Below are 18,816 nucleotides of genomic sequence, written 5' to 3' on the forward strand. Positions count from 1 at the left end.
TAAAAGATAACCTTGATTTCACTTATCAAAAAACGACCCGAAATGAATTGGAAATCTACAAGGTAAAAAAAATACCAACATGCATGTTCATGAATAAAGAAAGAGCCACATAAAAGAGACCCGCTAAACCGACAGCAGATCCCTTTTACATGGCTCTGTTTATATTCCTAAAAACACATTTTCTTCTCTCATTCTTAGATGGTTATATTTAACTGGCTTCAGCCATCCCCACTCCCCATGACCGTCCATCACGGCGAAGAAACGATCATCTGAGCCCGATAAGGCAACGAACAAATCGAGGTCCAACATACGAGACCCATCGCAATACACATTCAATGAATAAGACGAGCGCGAAATTCGAATAGACCCTTTTACAGGATGAGTCAGCCTATATTCTCCATCGCGGCACTCAATCGATGTGAAGGATTTTCCCAGGTTTGTCATAATCGCATCATTAATTAGCTCTTCTTCGAGCCTGTCACATAAATAATCAACTTCTCGCATACAATCGTTCTGTTGCCCGTCTTCTTTCAACAGGTCATACAATAGCCGTTCACGTCCAATGACGAATGGCTGGTACATTTCCTTCACTTTATAAATTCCATATGATCGCAAGTTCGCCACCCCCTATTACTAAGGTACAGTGTTTAAAATGAAAAGGCTGTCATATTGCGGAATAGAACAACACTATTATTGTCGGAAAAGATAGATAAGTCAAAATGATATAAAAAACGTTCCATTAGCCATAAAACCATAGGCTGATGGAACGTTTTTATTAAATCAATTACGCCTTGGCGTAATTGCGTCCAAATTTTGAATTGCGCTCGCGTGCCCGCAGGATGCGGGTATGCAACCGTTGCCGCAGGACGCGGCGAATTTAGGTTGCCTTCCCGCTCCCCTCAAAATTTGTGACATCCTCCGGAGGACTAAGTTACTTCAGCAATGTTATTCTGCTGAAGTAACTTAGTTATTAAATAATGACTTTACTTTTGCAATGACATTTTCTTCTGTGAAGCCGAATTCTTTGATGACTGTGTCGCCAGGCGCACTTGCACCAAATGTATCAATCGCGATGATTGCACCTTCGTCGCCGACATATTTATGCCAGCCTAATGAGACTGCCATTTCAATAGCTAGACGTTTTTTCACAGTTTTTGGCAAGACGCTTTGTTTATAAGCTTCGTCTTGTTTTTCGAATAAATCCCAAGAAGGCATGGAGACAACTGCTACGTCAATTCCTTCTGCCAATAGTTGTGCTTGTGCAGAAACAGCTAGGCTTACTTCAGAACCCGTTGCGATCAAGATAGCATCCGCTTGTTCTTTCGTTGCCGGTGAAACGGTATAAGCACCTTTTTTAACGCCTTCCATTGCTAGTTCACCAGATTTCGCTAATGTCGGCAAGTTTTGACGAGAAAGAACGAGTGCTGTTGGTGTACTTGCTGATGATACAGCAATATTCCATGCAGCAGCTGTTTCGTTAGCATCCGCTGGACGAATGACCGATAGACCTGGCATTGCACGAAGAGATGCTAAGTGCTCAACTGGTTCGTGTGTCGGGCCATCTTCTCCAACTGCTACACTATCGTGTGTGAACACGTATGTGACGGGAACACCCATAAGTGCTGACAATCTAATTGCTGGACGCACGTAGTCACTGAATACGAAGAACGTACCACCGAATACATGCAAACCACCGTGAAGAGCCATGCCGTTTAATGCTGTACCCATTGCAAATTCGCGTACACCGAACCAGATGTTACGGCCAGAGTAGTCCGTTGGAAGGAAATCGCCCGCGCCATTGATCGTTGTTTTATTTGAACCGGCTAGGTCTGCACTTCCTCCAAATAATGACGGTACCATTTGCGCGATTGCATTGATCGCTTCACCAGACGCAGAACGTGTTGCATGTGATGAACCTACTTCATATGTTGGTAAAGATTTTTCGAAGCCTTCTGGCAGTTTACGATCAATCGCGTCTTTTAACTGCTGAGCAAGCTCTGCATGTTCAGACTCGTATTGTGTGAACAGTTCAGTCCATTGTTGTTCTTTTTGCACGCCCAATGTTTCAGCTGCTTGCTGGAATGTCTCGTAGACACCTTCTGGAACGTGGAAATCTTCTTCAAATGTCCATTTGTAGTTTTCTTTTGTCAATTTGGATTCTTCTGCACCAAGTGGCATACCATGTGCGTCTGATTTTCCTGCTCTGTTCGGTGAACCGAAGCCAATAACCGTTTTCACTTCGATAATTGTTGGACCACCTGTATTACCTTTTGCAACTTCAATCGCTTGTGAAACTTCATCGACATCGTTACCATCTGCTACACGGATGTAATTCCAGCCGTATGACTCGAAACGCTTACGTGTATTTTCAGAGAAGGACATGTCTAAATCGCCATCAAGTGAAATATCATTACTATCGTATAGGACGATTAATTTATCTAACTGTAAGTGTCCTGCAAGAGAAATTGCCTCTGCTGCGACACCTTCCATTAAATCACCATCTCCACAAAGTGCATATGTGAAGTGGTCAACAACGTCAAAATTAGGTTTATTATATGTAGCAGCAAGATGTTTTTCTGCCATCGCCACACCGACTGCCATTCCAATTCCTTGACCAAGTGGTCCTGTTGTAGCTTCGACGCCGACTGTATGGCGGTATTCTGGGTGACCTGGTGTTAAAGATCCCCATTGTCTAAAGTTTTTTAGCTCTTCCATCGGGAGACCATAACCACCAAGGTGAAGCAGGCTATAGAGAAGCGCTGAACCATGTCCCGCAGAGAGGATAAAGCGATCGCGGTTAAACCACTGTGGATTTGAAGGGTTATGATGCATATGTTTTGTCCAGAGAGTGTAGGCCATTGGTGCTGCGCCCATTGGCAATCCTGGGTGTCCTGAATTCGCTTTTTCAATTGCATCGATAGATAGTGTACGTATCGTGTTAATAGCTAACTGATCAATCTGTTGAGTCATTGTATACTTCCTCTCCCCTAAAAACTAATTTTCTACAACTCCTAGTTTAGACAATTTGCGCAATGAATGCAAAGGTCAGTTTAAAAATTTACTATTGCGGGCTTGTTTCACCTTTTCAGGTGTCACATCATTGCCATCCGGATCGATCACTTTAACATGTTCGATTGTACCGCGCATTGACGACCTGAATGTCTCAAGGTACTCTTTACGTAATAACGTTTGTTCTTTAGCCTCTTCCAGTGTTAGACCTGTTGTTTTTGATTTTTTCGACAGCTCATTAATACGTGTAATTTTCTCTGCTGATAGCATGCTTTTGCCTCCATTTTGTTTCGTGAATACATAAAACGTATACAAAATGAGCAGAAAGTGCAACCAATCAGCCTTCCTGCTCCAGTTCATATTCTTTAAATCGACGATGTACGGTCGCTTTGCTAATATCATGTCCCAGTCCATTTAACACGCCTGTTATTTCAGCATACGTCAAACCTTTCACACGGAGTGCAACGATCTCATGCGTAGGCACTTCAATGCGTTCGCGCCCTTCTACATTTCCTCTATTTTTCAAGTTATGTTCTGGACGGTAGCCTTCTCGTACCGCACGTTTCATGCCTCGTCGTATTTTAGCATTATGTAGTTTGCGTTGATATTCTTCGACAATCGATAAAATTTCTAGCAACATTGTATCCATTTCGTTGAGTGCAATTGGCCCACTATCGTTCCGAGAATATATCGCCGTATTTGTTTTCGCCAATAAATGCAGTACGGCCATCCGCGCATTGCCACGTCCTAGCCTCGTCTCATCTTGGATCAACACCGCATCGACTTCTTCATCACGGATGAAATCGAGCAGACTTAGCAACCCTTCCCGGTCAATGTCAAAACCACTATGCTTGTCCTTAAAAACTTTTATAGCCTCAAGACCAAGTTCAGCCGCCAACTCAACAAGCTCTTCTTCCTGCCTAACAAGAGACATTTCCTGTGCATCCTTCTCCGTGCTTACCCGGCAATAAATTACACAGTTCTTTTGACGTCCATTCACCGATTATCACCTGCAAGTTGTATTATTTTTTGGTTTTCTACCGTTGGTTTAGTAGGTAGTAATAAATCTTCCCCCGTTTTTATTGTAGCAGTTTCAAGATCATTCAGCCTCATTACTTCTTTCATCCACTGTTCTTTCGACATATCTTCTGCATGATGAAGAGCAAGACCCCAAAGTGTATCGCCTTCCATAATGGTGATTTCCGTCATATGCTGCGCCTTACTCGATTTTGTGATACCTATAATTGAAAATCCCATACATAAAATGATTAGTAGTAAAATATAACTGTTATTTTTAATAAAACTCATGATTATCCCCCTCTAGAATGTTTGTTCGGAATACTTGTTCTTAGTATAAAAAAGAAAAAAACAAATGTCAACAGTTTTTTAGAACCTGTGTTTGCCATCTGTTCGCAACGATGATATACTAATCTTATTAAATTAGCCCGACTTTCAGTAGTCAGTAGAATTCTAGTTAAGAGGTGAATGGATTGAAAAAAATTTCGAAGAGACAAGAAGACATTTTGGCTTTTATCAAAGAAGAAGTAAAGAAAAAAGGCTATCCGCCATCCGTACGAGAAATTGGTGAAGCAGTCGGTCTTGCATCGAGTTCGACTGTACATGGCCATCTTGCCCGATTGGAAAGCAAAGGTTTCATCAGACGTGACCCAACGAAACCAAGAGCTATCGAAGTGCTTGATCCAGAAGGACTGGAAGCGATGAAACCAGGCGTCATTAATGTTCCTTTGGTTGGCAAAGTAACAGCAGGCTTACCGATTACGGCGATTGAAAATATCGAGGAGTACTTCCCGTTACCAGAATCATTCGGGACCAATGAGGACAATCTTTTCATGCTTGAAATTGTCGGCAATAGTATGATCGAAGCCGGCATCCTAAACGGCGACCATGTTATCGTCAAGCAACAGCAAACAGCGCACAATGGAGAAATCGTTGTAGCAATGACCGAAGACGATGAGGCAACGGTGAAACGTTTCTTCAAGGAGAAAGATTATTTCCGTCTACAGCCTGAAAACTCTTCAATGGATCCAATCATCGTTGACAACGTTTCAATTCTTGGTAAAGTTGTCGGTGTGTACCGCTTAATCCACTAATTCTTAAGATACAAAAGAGCTGTTCCCTTGAATGGGGAACAGCTCTTTTTATGTTGGTCAACTGGTTTGCCTGTTCACTTACAGTTTACACCTTCACCCTGACAATCCACGATGCTCACTGCTCAATTAAACCATCTTCTATTAACTTCTCGACAGAAGATAGTACCGCTGCCTTCACATGCTCATACGTCAGCCCACCTTGGACATACGCCGTGTATGGTGGTCTAATCGGGCCATCTGCTGTCAATTCGATACTGGAGCCTTGAATGAAGGTCCCTGCCGCCATGATGACGTCGTCTGTGTAGCCAGGCATATACGATGGCTCCGGCGCGTAATGCGCATTAATTGGCGAGTTGGCTTGGATTGTCCGACAGAAGGCAATCATTTGGTCCGCATTTTTAAAGGATACCGATTGAATCAAATCAGTTCTTTTTTCCGTATAATGAGGCGACGTCTTGAGTCCGAAGTCCTCAAGTAGCGCCGCTGTCAATAGCGCTCCCTTCACCGCCTGGCTGACGACATGTGGCGCAAGGAAAAAGCCTTGATACATTTCAAGTAACGTATCCAGCGAAGCCCCAGCCTCTGCTCCAAGTCCCGGTGATGTCATACGGTAAGCACATTGTTCAACCAGGTCAGCTCGACCTGCGATATAACCGCCTGTTCGCACAAGCCCGCCACCTGGATTTTTTATTAGAGAGCCTGCCATTAAATCTGCCCCGACTTCCATCGGCTCTTTATCTTCCACAAACTCTCCATAACAATTATCTACGAAAACGACAACTTCCGGATTCACAGCCTTCACTTTGCGAACCATTTCACCGATTTCATCTACCATGAACGAAGGGCGATCCGAATAACCTTTTGACCGCTGAATACCAATCATCTTCGTTTTACTATGCATACTTTTTATCACTTCATCAAAATTAACTGAACCATCTTCATTCAGATCAATATGTTTATACGAAATGCCATAATCCTGTAAGGAACCCGTGTCTTTTCCCTTACCAGATACAATGGATTCTAACGTATCATAAGGTTTTCCCGTAATATACAACAGTTCATCACCAGGGCGCAGAATGCCGAAGAGACTGATGGAAATAGCATGTGTTCCTGAAATAATTTGATTGCGCACGAGGCAATCTTCTGCTCCGAAAACATCGGCGTAGACTTGCTCCAGCACATCGCGGCCACTATCATCATAGCCATAACCCGTTGAACCCATTAGATGAAAATCACTCACCATATTTTTTCGGAAGGCAGCCAGTACTTTCCGTTGATTGTAAAATGCAATTTTTTCAACATCTTTGAAAAACGGAGCTAGCTTGTCTTCCATTGCTTCCGTTTTCTCCAGTAAAAACTCATCTAGTTCGTTCAATATCATTGTAATTCCTCATTCCGTAAAATAGTCACCCCATTATAATAGCAGTCCATCCGCTAAAGGACTAGTCATAGGATATCTGGTAGAATGCAATAAGGTATAATCAATTACGCTGCGGCAAAAATTTGTGACATCCGCCGTAGGCTAACTTCAATCAGCAGGGAGCTTGAACTCCCTGCTGATTGAAGTCGAATGGAGGAAGTGCATTGGCTTGGGATGTGTTTAGTTTCATAGGTACTGCGGCATTTGCCATTTCAGGCGCGATTGTCGCGATGGAAGAGGAATATGATATTTTCGGCGTCTATATATTGGGAATGGTCACTGCATTCGGTGGAGGAGCTGTTCGTAATCTATTAATTGGCGTTCCTGTCTCCGTTCTGTGGGATCAGCAATTTTTATTTGGAGTCGCAACTGTTTTAATCACATTGATTTTCTTTTTTTCAAAATATCTGCTGACCCATTGGACAAGATGGGGAAGCTATTTTGACGCGGTTGGTTTGGGGGCGTTTGCCATTCAAGGAGCGATGCTTGCGATTCAACTCGATATGCCACTCTATGCGGTCATGGTGGCAGCCGTTCTGACAGGAGCTGGCGGCGGTGTTATTCGTGATTTATTGGCAGGCAGAAAACCGCTCGTCTTTAAAGATGAAATCTACGCAGTTTGGGCAGCGATTGCCGGATTGCTCGTTGGACTTGGCGTTTTCACTGGCGATTGGGCATTGTATTTGTTACTTGTCTTAACAGCGGGCGCACGTATTTTATCGCTCGTCTTCCACTGGAAATTACCACTGCGAAAAATTCACGCATGATAAAAGCGGAACAGGGCTTGTCCAGCCTGTTCCGCTTTTCATTGTCATTCTTCTTCTTTCAAAATCACTGGTTTCGCTGGGACATAAGTAGAGATCGCATGCTTGTAAATCAGTTGCTGTTTGCCCTCTGATTCAAGTAAGACAGTATAATTGTCATACGATTTAATAAGTCCTTTCAATTGAAATCCATTGAGTAAAAATACCGTTACAAATGTGTTATTCTTTCGTAACGCATTCAAAAAAGTTTCTTGCATGTTCCCTTGTGCCATACGCGGAATCCTCCTGTTGGTGTGCTTATATTTCTCCTACTCCCTTACCTTATTCGCTTTTCACACTCAAAATCCTGCATAATTCTTAAAATTCCCTTAACAATTTCTACGCTCCCCAATTGCGCGTCAAACCAATTCACTTCCAACTTGTTGCGGAAGTAGGTCATTTGCCGTTTTGCATAATTACGTGTATTTTTCTTGATCAATTCAACGGCCTCATCCAGCAATAGCTTTCCTTCAATCGTTTGATGCAGTTCTTTATAGCCAATTGCTTGAACAGATTGCATCCCTTGAATACCAGCGTCCCATAAGGTCCTCGCTTCATCCAATAAACCCCTGTCCATCATGATGTCCACGCGTCGATCAATTCGTTCATACAGCACGTCACGCTCCATCTCAAGTCCAATAATTAGATGATTGTAAAGAGCTGCATGGCCCGCATTTTCTTCGTGATCACCTTTTGTTTTACCTGTCACTTCAATAATTTCAAGCGCCCGGACAAGTCGGCGATGATTATTAGGGTGAATCTTTTCAGCACCTGCTGGATCGATGGACAACAGTTTGGCATACAGCGCTTCAGCCCCCTGTTCCACCAATTCACGCTCCAATCGTTCCCTTACTGCAAGATCCGCCGCCTCTTCTGTAAAACGGAAATCATACAGCACGGATTGTACGTACAGGCCCGTTCCCCCTGCAATAATCGGTGTCTTGCCACGATCTTGAATATCTTTAATCCAATGGCGTACTGCCGTTTGGTATTCAGCAACAGAAAAAGATTCGTTCGGTTCTTTGACATCAAATAAATGATGCGGGACACCATCCATTTCTTCGGCAGTAATTTTTGCCGTCCCAATATCAAGCTCTTTATACACTTGCATCGCATCGCCATTAATGACTTCTCCACCAATGGCTTTAGCAAGCGCCACACTTAAAGCCGTTTTCCCAGACGCAGTAGGTCCGACGATAGCAATCACTTCTGGCATTTTATTCATCGCTTCTCCATCCAATTATAAATAGAATCAAAGACGTGCTGACGGTTGTTTTCGTTGAGCATTTCATGTCTGCACCCTTCAAATAACATAACTGTCACATCTTTAATCCCCGCACGATCATAATGCTGGGCCGCATCCCAAACCCCTTTTCCATAATTTCCAACAGGGTCTTCAATCCCTGAGAACAGTAGGATAGGCAAGGTTTGTGGGATATTGCTAATTTCATCCGCAGCGTGAACTTTCCCCAACCCTTCAAACAAATCCGCAAAAAGTCGTGTTGTCGATACAAAACCGCAGGCCGGATCAGCAAGGTATTTGGCGACAGCTTCCGGATTACTTGCTAACCAGTCAAATGGTGTTTTAGGGTTTTGCACGGCTTTATTAAATCCACCAAAAAGCAACTTATTAAGAAAATGATCCGGTTGATCAAAACCATTTTTCTTGCCTTGTAAATAGGCTACTGCCTGGCCTGCTAGGCGACTAACACCCGGATCCCCGCCTGTCCCAGAAAGCACCGCCAAATCCACTTCTTGGCCATGTAATTGGATATATCTCCGCGCCACGAACGATCCCATACTGTGACCAAATAAAATGAAGCGCTTAGCTGGATACTGCACACGTAAAGCCGTCACAATCTCATAGACGTCTTGCACAACACGCTCAAAGCCATCTGTATCAGCAAAATGTCCTTGCTTTCCGTTCAATTCGGCTGTCTTGCCGTGGCCTCGGTGATCATGCCCCGAGACGATATAGCCTTGTCCCGCAAGATAATGTGCAAATTCCTCGTACCTACCGATATGTTCAGCCATACCATGAAGCAAATGAATATGCCCTTTCGGCTCACCATCTGGTTGTAAAATGAACGTATGGACTAAAAAGCCATCTGTCATGTCCATTGTCAAATCCTTCATCATCATCCACCATCCTTTCATTTTTTACATCACGCGTTTGAACATCTTCTCGATTTCATATGTGGTGAAATGAATGAGTACAGGTCGGCCATGCGGACAGGTAAAAGGATTTTCGGATTCGGCTAAATCATGCAGTAACCTTTCCATATCTGCTATTGTCAAATGATGATTGGCCTTGATAGACTTTTTACAACTCATCATAATAGCTGCTTCCTCACGTAGCTTGCCAATATCCACCCGTCGCTTTTCCAACACTTGTTCAATCAGTTCTTCGATAATCTCTGTCTCTTGTCCTTCTGGAAACCAAGATGGATATTCTTTTACTGCATAAGAGGACGGTCCAAATTCCTCTAAGAAAATGCCGACATCTTGTAGCAAGGTCTTATTTTCCTCAATTTTCGTCTTGTCGTTTGATGAATAATGAAACATTAGTGGTAGCAATAACAGTTGACGTTCCGCGTTATCTGGGTTCGCCAATTTATCTCTGAAAAACTCATATTTTATACGTTCTTGTGCAGCATGTTGGTCAATCATAAAAAAGCCATCTTCATTTTGTGCAACAATGTACGTACCATGCACTTGTCCAACCGGAACGAGGGACGGAAAGGTTTTTTCCGGTTCGCTTGGAATCGACGCCTGTTCTCTTGGACTTGGCGGATTTTCTGGGGCAATTGGCGCTTCATTGACCGTCCATGGTTGTTGTTCACTGACAACGACTCCAGCTGGCTCATAGGGCTGTTGAACGGGGGCCGCCTCGCTAACTGGTGGTCTTTCTGACACTGGAGATGATTTGACAGTGTTGAATGACTCCCAAATGTTCACTTGCTCGGATTGGATTTTCTTAACAGGTTCTTTTTTAATCGCATCTGGCACAATAATACTTTTCTTAATGGCTGCACGTATCGCTTCTTTAATTAGCGTCAACAGCTCACCCTCCTTACTCATACGAATATGCTGTTTGGAAGGGTGAACATTGACATCTGTTAAAAAGGGATCACCTTCGACGTTAATAACGGCGACTGGCGAACGTCCGATTGGCAGATAGGTGTGAAACGCATCTTGCACAGTATGATTTACCGCATTACTCTTTACCCATCTACCATTTACGATTAACGTCATATAATTTTTCGATGCACGGGTCATTTCAGGTAATGTGACATAGCCTTGCACGCTGTAATCTGCATTGGCGCCCGAAAAAGGCACCATCTTCTTGGCAACTGCAATGCCATATATATCTGATAACACACGACGCTGGTCGCCGCTTCCAGAAGTTTGAAGCAACGTCTGGCTATGATGCGACAGTTTGAAGGCAATAGTTGGATGACTGAGCGCAAGCCTGTTAACCAGGTCAATGGTATGGCCCAACTCCGTTTGAATTGTTTTCATATATTTTAAACGGGCTGGTGTATTGAAAAATAGTTGGGATACCGTCATGTCTGTTCCTTTACGAAATGCCGCATTTTCATGCTTAATCAGACGACCACCATCAATATGGACTTCCGTACCCGAAGTTTCCCCATCTGACGTCCACAAGCTGATTTTGGACACAGAGGCAATACTGGCAAGCGCCTCTCCGCGGAAGCCTAGTGTTCGGATGCGAAACAAATCATGTTCATTGGTAATTTTGCTAGTGGCATGGCGCTCAAACGCTTGGACAGCATCCTGGCGTGTCATCCCCTTACCATTGTCCGTAACGCGAATTGACGTCAAGCCCGCTTCTTCCAGCGCAATTTCAATAACGGTGCTCTCTGCATCAATGGCGTTCTCAACGAGTTCTTTAACAATGGAGGCTGGACGTTCAACGACTTCACCCGCAGCAATTTTATTCGATAACGTATCGTCCATCACTTTGATGATGTCCATTCGCCTCACCCTTTCTTCGCACTAAGCTTTTCTTTCATTTCATAGACGTATTGGAATGCTTGAAGTGGCGTCATGTTTAGGACATCATAACTAGCTAAGTCTGCTAATACTTGCTGTTCCACTGTTGATAAAACGTCCGGTTCTTCTTTTGGCAAATCGAAGAATGTTAACTGCTGTGGCTCTTCTTCATGCGTGACCAATTTGTCTGTACTTTCAAATGCAGCTAGTAAATTTTTGGCCCGTTCTAGGAGTGGTGCTGGAAGACCTGCGAGCTCTGCCACGTAAATCCCGTAACTTTTATCAGCCGGTCCTGCCATGACTTTATGGAGAAATACTACTTTGCCGTCTTGCTCCATCGCAGCCACATGGACATTTTCCAATCTCGAAAGTTCTTCATCCAAATTAGTCAATTCATGATAATGCGTGGAGAATAGCGTATTGGCCCCGATTTCATGATGAATATATTCCATCATGGCCTGCGCAAGTGCCATGCCGTCATACGTTGAAGTTCCCCGCCCGATTTCATCGAACAATAATAGGCTTTTCGCCGTTGCATTGGCGATGGCATGCTGCGACTCCATCATTTCCATCATGAAAGTACTTTGACCGGAAGCGAGGTCATCTGCCGCCCCAATACGTGTAAAGATTTGATCGGTGACGGGCAGGTGAGCATGCTCACAAGGAACGTAACAGCCGATTTGTGCCATGACAATTGTCAGCGCTACTTGTCGCATATACGTACTTTTCCCGGACATATTAGGTCCCGTAATGAGTAGCATATTGGCTTGCTCCGCCAATTTACAACTATTCGGTACATAGAGCGAATGATCCATCATTTTTTCAACGACAGGATGACGTCCATTTTTAATTTCCAAAGCGATGCCTTCGTGAAATACGGGCTTAACATAGTTGCGTTTTTCCGATACCGCCGCGAATGAAAGAAGAACATCTAATTCGCTCAAAACACTTGCGAGATGCTGGATTTTTCGAATATGCGTTTTCATGTCATCTCGAACGATACTGAACAGACGATATTCAAGCTCCTGCCCTTCCGCTTCCGCATTCAGAATCAGGTCTTCCTTGTCTTTCAACTCCGGTGTTATGTAACGTTCTGCATTGGCAAGCGTTTGCTTACGTTCATAGCGATCCAAATCAGCAAGGTGAATATTAGATTTTGTAATTTCAATAAAGTAGCCGAATATGCGGTTATAGCCTATTTTTAACGTTTTAATGCCTGTTCGTTCACGCTCTTCCCGCTCAAGATCTGCCAGCCATGCTTTACCATTCTTTGAAGCATCTCGGTATTGGTCCAGTTTTGCGTCATAACCATCCTTAATGACGCCGCCTTCTTTAACGGATAACGGTGGATCTTCAGCAATAGCCGCTTCAAGTGTGCCAAGCGCAGTTTCACAAGTGTCAATGCGCTGCGCAAAGTGGTTCAATAACGGCCGTCCGGCTTCTTGGAGTAATCTTTTCAATTCGGGTACACGGCGCAATGAATTGCGTAATTGTGCCAAATCTCGTCCACTTGCACTGCCCATGGAAATACGCCCAGCTAATCGCTCTAAATCATAGACTTCTTTTAAGTTCGTTTTCAGCTCATCACTCAAGAAAAACTCTTCCATTAGCTCTGTCACGGTTTCCAAGCGATTATCAATCATTGATTGATCGGCAAGTGGCTGATGAATCCACATTTTCAGCTTTCGCGCGCCCATTGCTGTCACAGTTTCATCCAACAGCCAATAAAGTGTACCTTCCTTGCTACCATTGCGAATAGATTGGACTAATTCCAGATTGCGCATGGAATTGGCGTCGATGGATAACTTCGCTTGCTTTTGGATAAATTCAAACGGTCGGATATGGTCGAGTGCTGTTTTTTGCGTCCGTTTAATATAGGAAACGAGCATACTGCACGCTTCTGTTACTACCGCTGGGATATTGCCAAATAAATCCGTTGTTTCGATGCGCTCTTCGCAATGCTCAATGGATAGCACGATACTACGTTTTGCCATGCTATCACTAAGTGCGATATGAAGCCTTTCACCGACAACGATTTCCTTCATCCCTAGTGCCTCAATTTCGGCGATTAACGACCGTTCATCCCCTTCAACACGTTCCACTTTCCCTTCCCCTGTTGCAAGATCAAGATAAGCAAGCGCATAGTGGTCACCCTCTAAGCTATCAACAGCACCTATGAAATGATTGGTATTTGCATCAATCGTTTTACCTTCCGTCATTGTGCCGGGTGTAATAATTCTAACGACTTCTCGTTTAACTATACCAACCGCCACTTTCGGATCTTCTGTCTGCTCACAAATAGCCACTTTATGCCCTTTACGTACTAGTGTTTCAATATAACCGGCTGCCGAATGATACGGCACGCCACACATCGGAATGCGCTCACGCCCCCCCGAGGCATCTCGGCTTGTTAACGTAATTTCAAGAATTTGTGATGCTTCTGTGGCATCGGTAAAAAATAGTTCATAAAAATCACCCAGCCTGAAAAATAAAAATGCATCTTCATGCTGCGCTTTCACTTGTAAATATTGCTGAATCATTGGTGTATGTGTTGTCATTTATTTACCCTCACTACAGTTACTTTTTTTATTATTATACAGTAGTCAACCGATTTCTGTTGAACAAATCCATGAAATACAAAAAACAAAAGCGCAGGGCGCCTGTATAAAGGAACGCAGTCTAAGTCCGCCACCTCCTGTGGCAACGACTGCATGACCTACTTCTTGTAGGCCCGCGACAGGCATAAGACGGATTGGCTAAGAGGCGGTTTTTGCCTCGTAGCCAATATGGCTATCAGGGAACGCAGTCTAAGAACGCCGCGTCCTGCGGCAACAAGGAAGGATGCAGTTCAATCCTTCCCCACTGCGTAACTCACCTCCTGTGAGCCTCCGAGCATCTGGCGCCCGGAGCCTAGACGAGAAAAAAAGCCGGTAGAATTTGCCGGCTCTCAAAATGATGGTGCATCTTTTCCTCTCGGATGATCATGACCAGGACCTGGCCTGCCTTCATGCCTAGCCTCTTCTCTGTTCTCGTGTCGATTACCATGATTGTGACTATGCTCGTGTTCATGGTTATGTGATGACGATTCATCACGATATGGCCATTCTTCTTCAAAATTATGTTCATGGACCAGGACGCAAATTTTTGTTTCACCAATCACATCCACAATCAGTTCACGTTCAACCGTGATAATAAATTTCTCTCCACATTCTGAAATAATCGCTTCTGTGCAATTTGGATGTTGAATAACGTTGACAATGATTTCCTCGTGTCCAGACATTGGCTCGTCACGATAATGTAAACGAATCCGTTCTTTGTACGTTACACTCTCTGTGAAAACAGACGTTTTTGAATGCTCTTGATGGGAGTACCATACGTTGACATCGAATTTTCCCGTCACTTCAACGAATTTGCCAACCTTTTTGGCCTGGTGCGTATGGTTGATAACCCAGCAACCTAGTATACTCGTTGGGCAATTCGGTGGCTTCAACGTTACTTTCATTTCAGTCCGCTGCTTGCCTTTAGCAATAATCGTCCTTGCCACAATCTGACGTAAATTTTTCAGCTCGACTCCTCCTCCATTCGCTTCAATCCATTCTATGCAACAAAAGCCCAGAGAGTGAAAAAAATCGGCAGGAAATTTTCCCTGCCGATTTCTTATAACTTATCGTATGTTGTATTTTTGATGTAAGAGCCTGTTTCTCCTCGCGTTACATCGCCACCAGTTGATCGCATAATTTCATCCGTCACGCCGTTCGCAATAGCATTTGACACAAGTTGTAGCAAGTCATTGACATCCATTTGTGATTGTTTGAACTCCTGCACAATCGGAACTTCATCAATTTCAGTTTGAATCTTATCGATTTTACCTTCAATAATATTCATCGCTTTTTCTTTGCCATACTGTTGGAAATTGACAGCTTGCTTTTGTAATGACTTCAAGCTAGCAATATTTTCACGAATTTTCGAGTTTTCATTAATTTGCGCTTCTGCACGTTTGAAAAACTCGACTTCTTCCGTATTCGCAATCATCATGGCAATTTCATTGGCTTTTGCGACAATCTCATCTTTTGTATATAACTTCTCCATTAGTTCATCACCTTTTCCTTTTCCGCGACGCCGATAAATTCACCGTCGAGTGACCATGTTTTGGTCTCTATTATTTTAACATTCACTAGTTTTCCAATCACTGATTGTGGTGCTTTAAAATTAACCAATTTATTTTTCGCCGTGTAGCCTGCGAGCACTTCTGAATTCCTTTTACTTTCTCCCTCAACAAGCACTTCAACAATTTGTCCTTTATACAGCTTCATCGCCTCTGCGGACCCATCATTTACAAGCTTATTCAGTCGCTGTAATCGCTCTTTTTTCACCTCTGCCGGCACGTTGTCCACCATATTAGCAGCTGGTGTACCTTCGCGTGGTGAATAAATGTACGTGTAAGCAATATCAAAGCCGACTTCTTCATACAACGACATCGTCTCTTCAAACTGCTCGTCCGTTTCATTTGGGAAGCCTACAATAATATCCGTCGTTAACGTCACACTCGGTATGGCCGCTTTTATTTTACGGACAAGTTCAAGATAATGCTCACGCGTATACTTTCTAGACATGATTTTCAAAATATCACTGGAACCCGATTGTACAGGTAGATGAATATGATCGACTAGATTGCCGCCTTTGGCAAGTACTTCAATCAGATGGTCATCAAAGTCGCGCGGATGACTCGTTGTAAAACGGATTCTCGCAATATCAATTTTCCGCAAATCATCCATCAAATTACCAAAACGGTAGTCAACATCCTCGAAATCCTTGCCGTACGCATTGACGTTTTGGCCCAGCACCGTAATTTCACGGTAGCCTTGTGCCGCTAATTGACGTACTTCCTGGATAATATCTTCAGGTCGTCTACTACGTTCCTTGCCGCGCGTGTAAGGAACGATGCAATACGTGCAAAACTTATCACAGCCATACATGATATTGACCCATGCCTTAATGTTTCCATGGCGTACCTTCGGAAGGTTTTCAATGATATCCCCTTCTTTAGACCACACTTCAATAACCATTTCTTTTGATAAATAAGCTTCATGTAAGATATGGGGCAACCTATGAATATTATGTGTACCAAAAATCATATCCACTTGATCGTAGGTCTTTAAAATTTTATTGACAACGGATTCTTCTTGCGACATACAACCGCATACCCCAATAAGCACGTCAGGATTTCGCCGCTTAAGTGATTTCAGATGCCCTAACTCTCCGAATACTTTGTTCTCTGCATTTTCACGAATCGCACATGTGTTGAGTAAAATAACGTTGGCATCTTCGACTGTATCAGTCAGTTCATAACCTAGACCTGTAAATATTCCCGCCATTACTTCTGTGTCGTGTTCGTTCATCTGACAGCCGTATGTACGTATATAAAATTTCCTACCGATTCCCATATCGCGAAAGCGTTCATCAATATGGAAGTCATCATGATAAGTGATTTCTTCCTTACCACGTTTTTTCGCATCCTTCAATGAAGGCGGTGTATAGACTGTTTGAAAATATTGACTATAATCCTTTTCTACTGCTTCTGTCGATTTCACAAGCCCCGCCTGTAAACGCTGTTCCTCATTCATAAAAAAGTCCCCTTCCCTACGATTTCCTTAGGAATATCAATCGCGCCTCAGCGTGATTGCGTCCGGATTTTTTTCGAGCATGTGGCCAGCACGGAGGAAGGATTGAACTACATCCTTCCTCCGTGCTGGTCATGCAGTCGTTGCGAATCGAACAGTGAAGGGTTCGATTTGCCTTAATTTCTGCGTTCTTTGCAGAAATTAAGGCACGTTCTAGACGTCGCGCACTTAGACTGCCTTCCTAAGCTCCTCTAAAAATCCGTGACATCCACTGGAGGCTTTATCTGGATTCAGTCGGGGTTTCTGTAGCCGACGCTTCGCTTTCAGTACAAATACATTTGCTGAATCCAGATAAACATATGCTTCTATTATACTGAATTGCAGAGCGGCTTTACAAGTTGTGGCCGCTTTGTCGGTTGTTTGTCACAGTTGCAACTTTTTTTAATCATAAAAGACCGTGGAAGGTAACATCCTCCACGGTCTTGATTCTTCATATTTACATCACTGACGTATCCGTTTTTCAACAAGTAACTTCAATGCTGTTCGTCCCTCGCCGTTAATCTCAATATCGGTAAAAGCGGGTGCGCATATAAGGTCTGAGCCGCTTGGAGCGACGAATCCTCGCGCAATTGCAACTGCCTTCACTGCCTGATTTAATGCACCTGCACCTACTGCTTGCATTTCAGCGTAGCCCTGGTCCCGTATTACTGCGACGAGTGCACCTGCTACCGAGTTCGGATTCGAGCGAGATGATACTTTCAATGGATTCACCATTATTCCTCCTTATTTTCCGATGTCTATGGAATGGATTTCTCCATAAACCATCCTATGAACCGGAGGCAATGTTTAGACGCGAATCATCCTTTGAGCGGACGATCGTCATTAATGCTGATCCGCTCGACTTTTAACGCTTTTCCTGTTTGATTGTCCAATTCGACAAAAAGACCGTTCAACTGCGTACGTCCATTTTTAGGCACTTCGAAACGAACGGGTAAATTGGTACGGAAACGGTAGATGACATCTTCTTTTTTCATCCCTAGTATTTCATCGTAAGGGCCTGTCATGCCCGCATCCGTTAAATAGGCAGTTCCTCCCGGTAAGATGCGGTCATCCGCGGTCTGAACGTGTGTATGCGTTCCTACAACGACAGAAGCCTTACCGTCAAGATGCCAGCCCATTGCAACTTTCTCACTCGTCGCTTCTGCATGGAAATCGACAAAAATTAGCGGAGAAATTTCTTTCGCCTCTGCCACTAGCTCATCGGCCTTTTCAAACGGATCGCCATGTGGCGGTAAAAATGTCCGCCCATGTAAATTAATAATGGATAACGTCACGCCGTTGCGTGAAATCGTCGTCATCCCTCTACCCGGTGCTTCATCCGAAAAGTTTGCTGGGCGAATGAGGTAATCCGTTTCATCAATAAAATCGTAAATTTCTTTCTGATCCCACGTATGGTTGCCCATTGTTACAACATCCACGCCAGCGCGCAATAGATCGTCAAAAATCGCCTTAGTAATGCCTCTACCTGATGCTGCATTTTCTCCGTTGGCAATGATGACATCGGGGCTATACTTGCGTTTTAGTCTTGGTAAATAGTCAAATAACATATCCCGTCCTGGTGAACCTACAATGTCGCCGATGAATAATACTTTCATTTCATAATCTCTCCCAATCAATTACGCCTTGGCGTAATTGTGTCCAGATTTTTTCGAGCTTTCTCTAAAAACTTTCTAGAAAATCTGTGACATCCGCCGGAGGCTTTATCTTCGTTTAGCAGGGGTGCGAACATCCACTAAACGAGAAAATAATATATATTTCTCCGCCTCTAATAGGAG

Annotated in this window: 18 protein-coding genes; 2 read left to right on the forward strand and 16 right to left on the reverse strand. The window is 43.6% G+C overall.

Annotated features, from left to right (window positions below; all coding sequences use genetic code 11):
* Window positions 1-159 precede the first annotated feature (159 nt).
* The 5 genes from sirA to R2B72_RS05400 all read right to left on the reverse strand — a co-directional run bounded on the left by sirA (window position 160) and on the right by R2B72_RS05400 (window position 4,317).
* Entirely contained in the window at window positions 160-615 is a 456-nt protein-coding gene (gene sirA / locus R2B72_RS05380; RefSeq protein WP_318615318.1) for a sporulation inhibitor of replication protein SirA, read from the reverse strand.
* Between the two features lie 348 nt (window positions 616-963).
* Entirely contained in the window at window positions 964-2,970 is a 2,007-nt protein-coding gene (tkt, locus tag R2B72_RS05385; RefSeq protein ID WP_318615320.1) for a transketolase, read from the reverse strand.
* A 75-nt stretch (window positions 2,971-3,045) separates the two neighbouring features.
* The gene (locus R2B72_RS05390; protein WP_318615321.1) at window positions 3,046-3,279 is read right to left on the reverse strand and encodes a DUF896 domain-containing protein; all 234 of its coding nucleotides are present in this window, start codon (window positions 3,277-3,279) and stop codon (window positions 3,046-3,048) included.
* Between the two features lie 67 nt (window positions 3,280-3,346).
* Window positions 3,347-4,009, reverse strand: a complete 663-nt coding sequence (locus R2B72_RS05395; RefSeq protein WP_318615323.1) for a recombinase family protein — start codon at window positions 4,007-4,009, stop codon at window positions 3,347-3,349.
* A complete protein-coding gene (locus R2B72_RS05400) occupies window positions 4,006-4,317 on the reverse strand; it encodes a hypothetical protein (RefSeq protein WP_318615325.1) in 312 nt (103 codons plus the stop codon). Before R2B72_RS05400 ends, R2B72_RS05395 begins: the two co-directional genes overlap by 4 nt.
* Window positions 4,318-4,499: 182 nt before the next feature.
* Between R2B72_RS05400 and lexA the strand changes: the two genes are divergently transcribed.
* The gene (lexA, locus tag R2B72_RS05405; protein ID WP_318615326.1) at window positions 4,500-5,120 is read left to right on the forward strand and encodes a transcriptional repressor LexA; all 621 of its coding nucleotides are present in this window, start codon (window positions 4,500-4,502) and stop codon (window positions 5,118-5,120) included.
* A gap of 115 nt (window positions 5,121-5,235) precedes the next feature.
* Here lexA and R2B72_RS05410 read toward each other — a convergent pair whose 3' ends face one another.
* Window positions 5,236-6,453, reverse strand: coding sequence for an aminotransferase class I/II-fold pyridoxal phosphate-dependent enzyme (locus tag R2B72_RS05410; RefSeq protein WP_412177800.1), 1,218 nt, complete (start codon window positions 6,451-6,453; stop codon window positions 5,236-5,238).
* A 251-nt stretch (window positions 6,454-6,704) separates the two neighbouring features.
* On the opposite strand from R2B72_RS05410, the gene R2B72_RS05415 reads away from it, so the two are divergent.
* A complete protein-coding gene (locus R2B72_RS05415) occupies window positions 6,705-7,307 on the forward strand; it encodes a trimeric intracellular cation channel family protein (RefSeq protein WP_318615329.1) in 603 nt (200 codons plus the stop codon).
* A gap of 44 nt (window positions 7,308-7,351) precedes the next feature.
* On the opposite strand, the gene hfq is transcribed toward R2B72_RS05415, so the two are convergent.
* From hfq to R2B72_RS05465, 10 genes are all read right to left on the reverse strand, one after another.
* The gene (hfq, locus tag R2B72_RS05420; RefSeq protein ID WP_318615331.1) at window positions 7,352-7,576 is read right to left on the reverse strand and encodes an RNA chaperone Hfq; all 225 of its coding nucleotides are present in this window, start codon (window positions 7,574-7,576) and stop codon (window positions 7,352-7,354) included.
* A gap of 44 nt (window positions 7,577-7,620) precedes the next feature.
* Window positions 7,621-8,568 (reverse strand): tRNA (adenosine(37)-N6)-dimethylallyltransferase MiaA, encoded by a 948-nt coding sequence (miaA, locus tag R2B72_RS05425; RefSeq protein ID WP_318615332.1) that lies wholly within the window; start codon window positions 8,566-8,568, stop codon window positions 7,621-7,623.
* Window positions 8,565-9,482 (reverse strand): alpha/beta hydrolase, encoded by a 918-nt coding sequence (locus R2B72_RS05430; RefSeq protein ID WP_318615333.1) that lies wholly within the window; start codon window positions 9,480-9,482, stop codon window positions 8,565-8,567. The genes miaA and R2B72_RS05430 overlap by 4 nt, the downstream gene beginning before the upstream one ends.
* 21 nt (window positions 9,483-9,503) lie before the next feature.
* Window positions 9,504-11,342 carry a DNA mismatch repair endonuclease MutL gene (gene mutL, locus R2B72_RS05435; protein ID WP_318615334.1) on the reverse strand — a complete coding sequence of 613 codons (1,839 nt, stop codon included), beginning with the start codon at window positions 11,340-11,342 and terminating at the stop codon, window positions 9,504-9,506.
* 5 nt (window positions 11,343-11,347) lie between these two features.
* Entirely contained in the window at window positions 11,348-13,918 is a 2,571-nt protein-coding gene (gene mutS, locus R2B72_RS05440; protein ID WP_318615335.1) for a DNA mismatch repair protein MutS, read from the reverse strand.
* 389 nt (window positions 13,919-14,307) lie between these two features.
* Window positions 14,308-14,862 carry an outer spore coat protein CotE gene (gene cotE / locus R2B72_RS05445; protein WP_318615336.1) on the reverse strand — a complete coding sequence of 185 codons (555 nt, stop codon included), beginning with the start codon at window positions 14,860-14,862 and terminating at the stop codon, window positions 14,308-14,310.
* A 155-nt stretch (window positions 14,863-15,017) separates the two neighbouring features.
* On the reverse strand, window positions 15,018-15,449 hold the full coding sequence (locus tag R2B72_RS05450; RefSeq protein ID WP_318615337.1) for a RicAFT regulatory complex protein RicA family protein: 432 nt from the start codon (window positions 15,447-15,449) through the stop codon (window positions 15,018-15,020).
* Entirely contained in the window at window positions 15,449-16,984 is a 1,536-nt protein-coding gene (gene miaB / locus R2B72_RS05455) for a tRNA (N6-isopentenyl adenosine(37)-C2)-methylthiotransferase MiaB (RefSeq protein ID WP_318615339.1), read from the reverse strand. The genes R2B72_RS05450 and miaB overlap by 1 nt, the downstream gene beginning before the upstream one ends.
* A 498-nt stretch (window positions 16,985-17,482) precedes the next feature.
* Entirely contained in the window at window positions 17,483-17,752 is a 270-nt protein-coding gene (locus R2B72_RS05460) for a stage V sporulation protein S (RefSeq protein ID WP_318615340.1), read from the reverse strand.
* 86 nt (window positions 17,753-17,838) lie between these two features.
* Window positions 17,839-18,636, reverse strand: coding sequence for a TIGR00282 family metallophosphoesterase (locus R2B72_RS05465; RefSeq protein WP_318615341.1), 798 nt, complete (start codon window positions 18,634-18,636; stop codon window positions 17,839-17,841).
* Window positions 18,637-18,816: the final 180 nt, after the last annotated feature.

Source organism: Sporosarcina sp. YIM B06819, assembly GCF_033485175.1.
In the GTDB taxonomy this organism is placed as follows: domain Bacteria; phylum Bacillota; class Bacilli; order Bacillales_A; family Planococcaceae; genus Sporosarcina.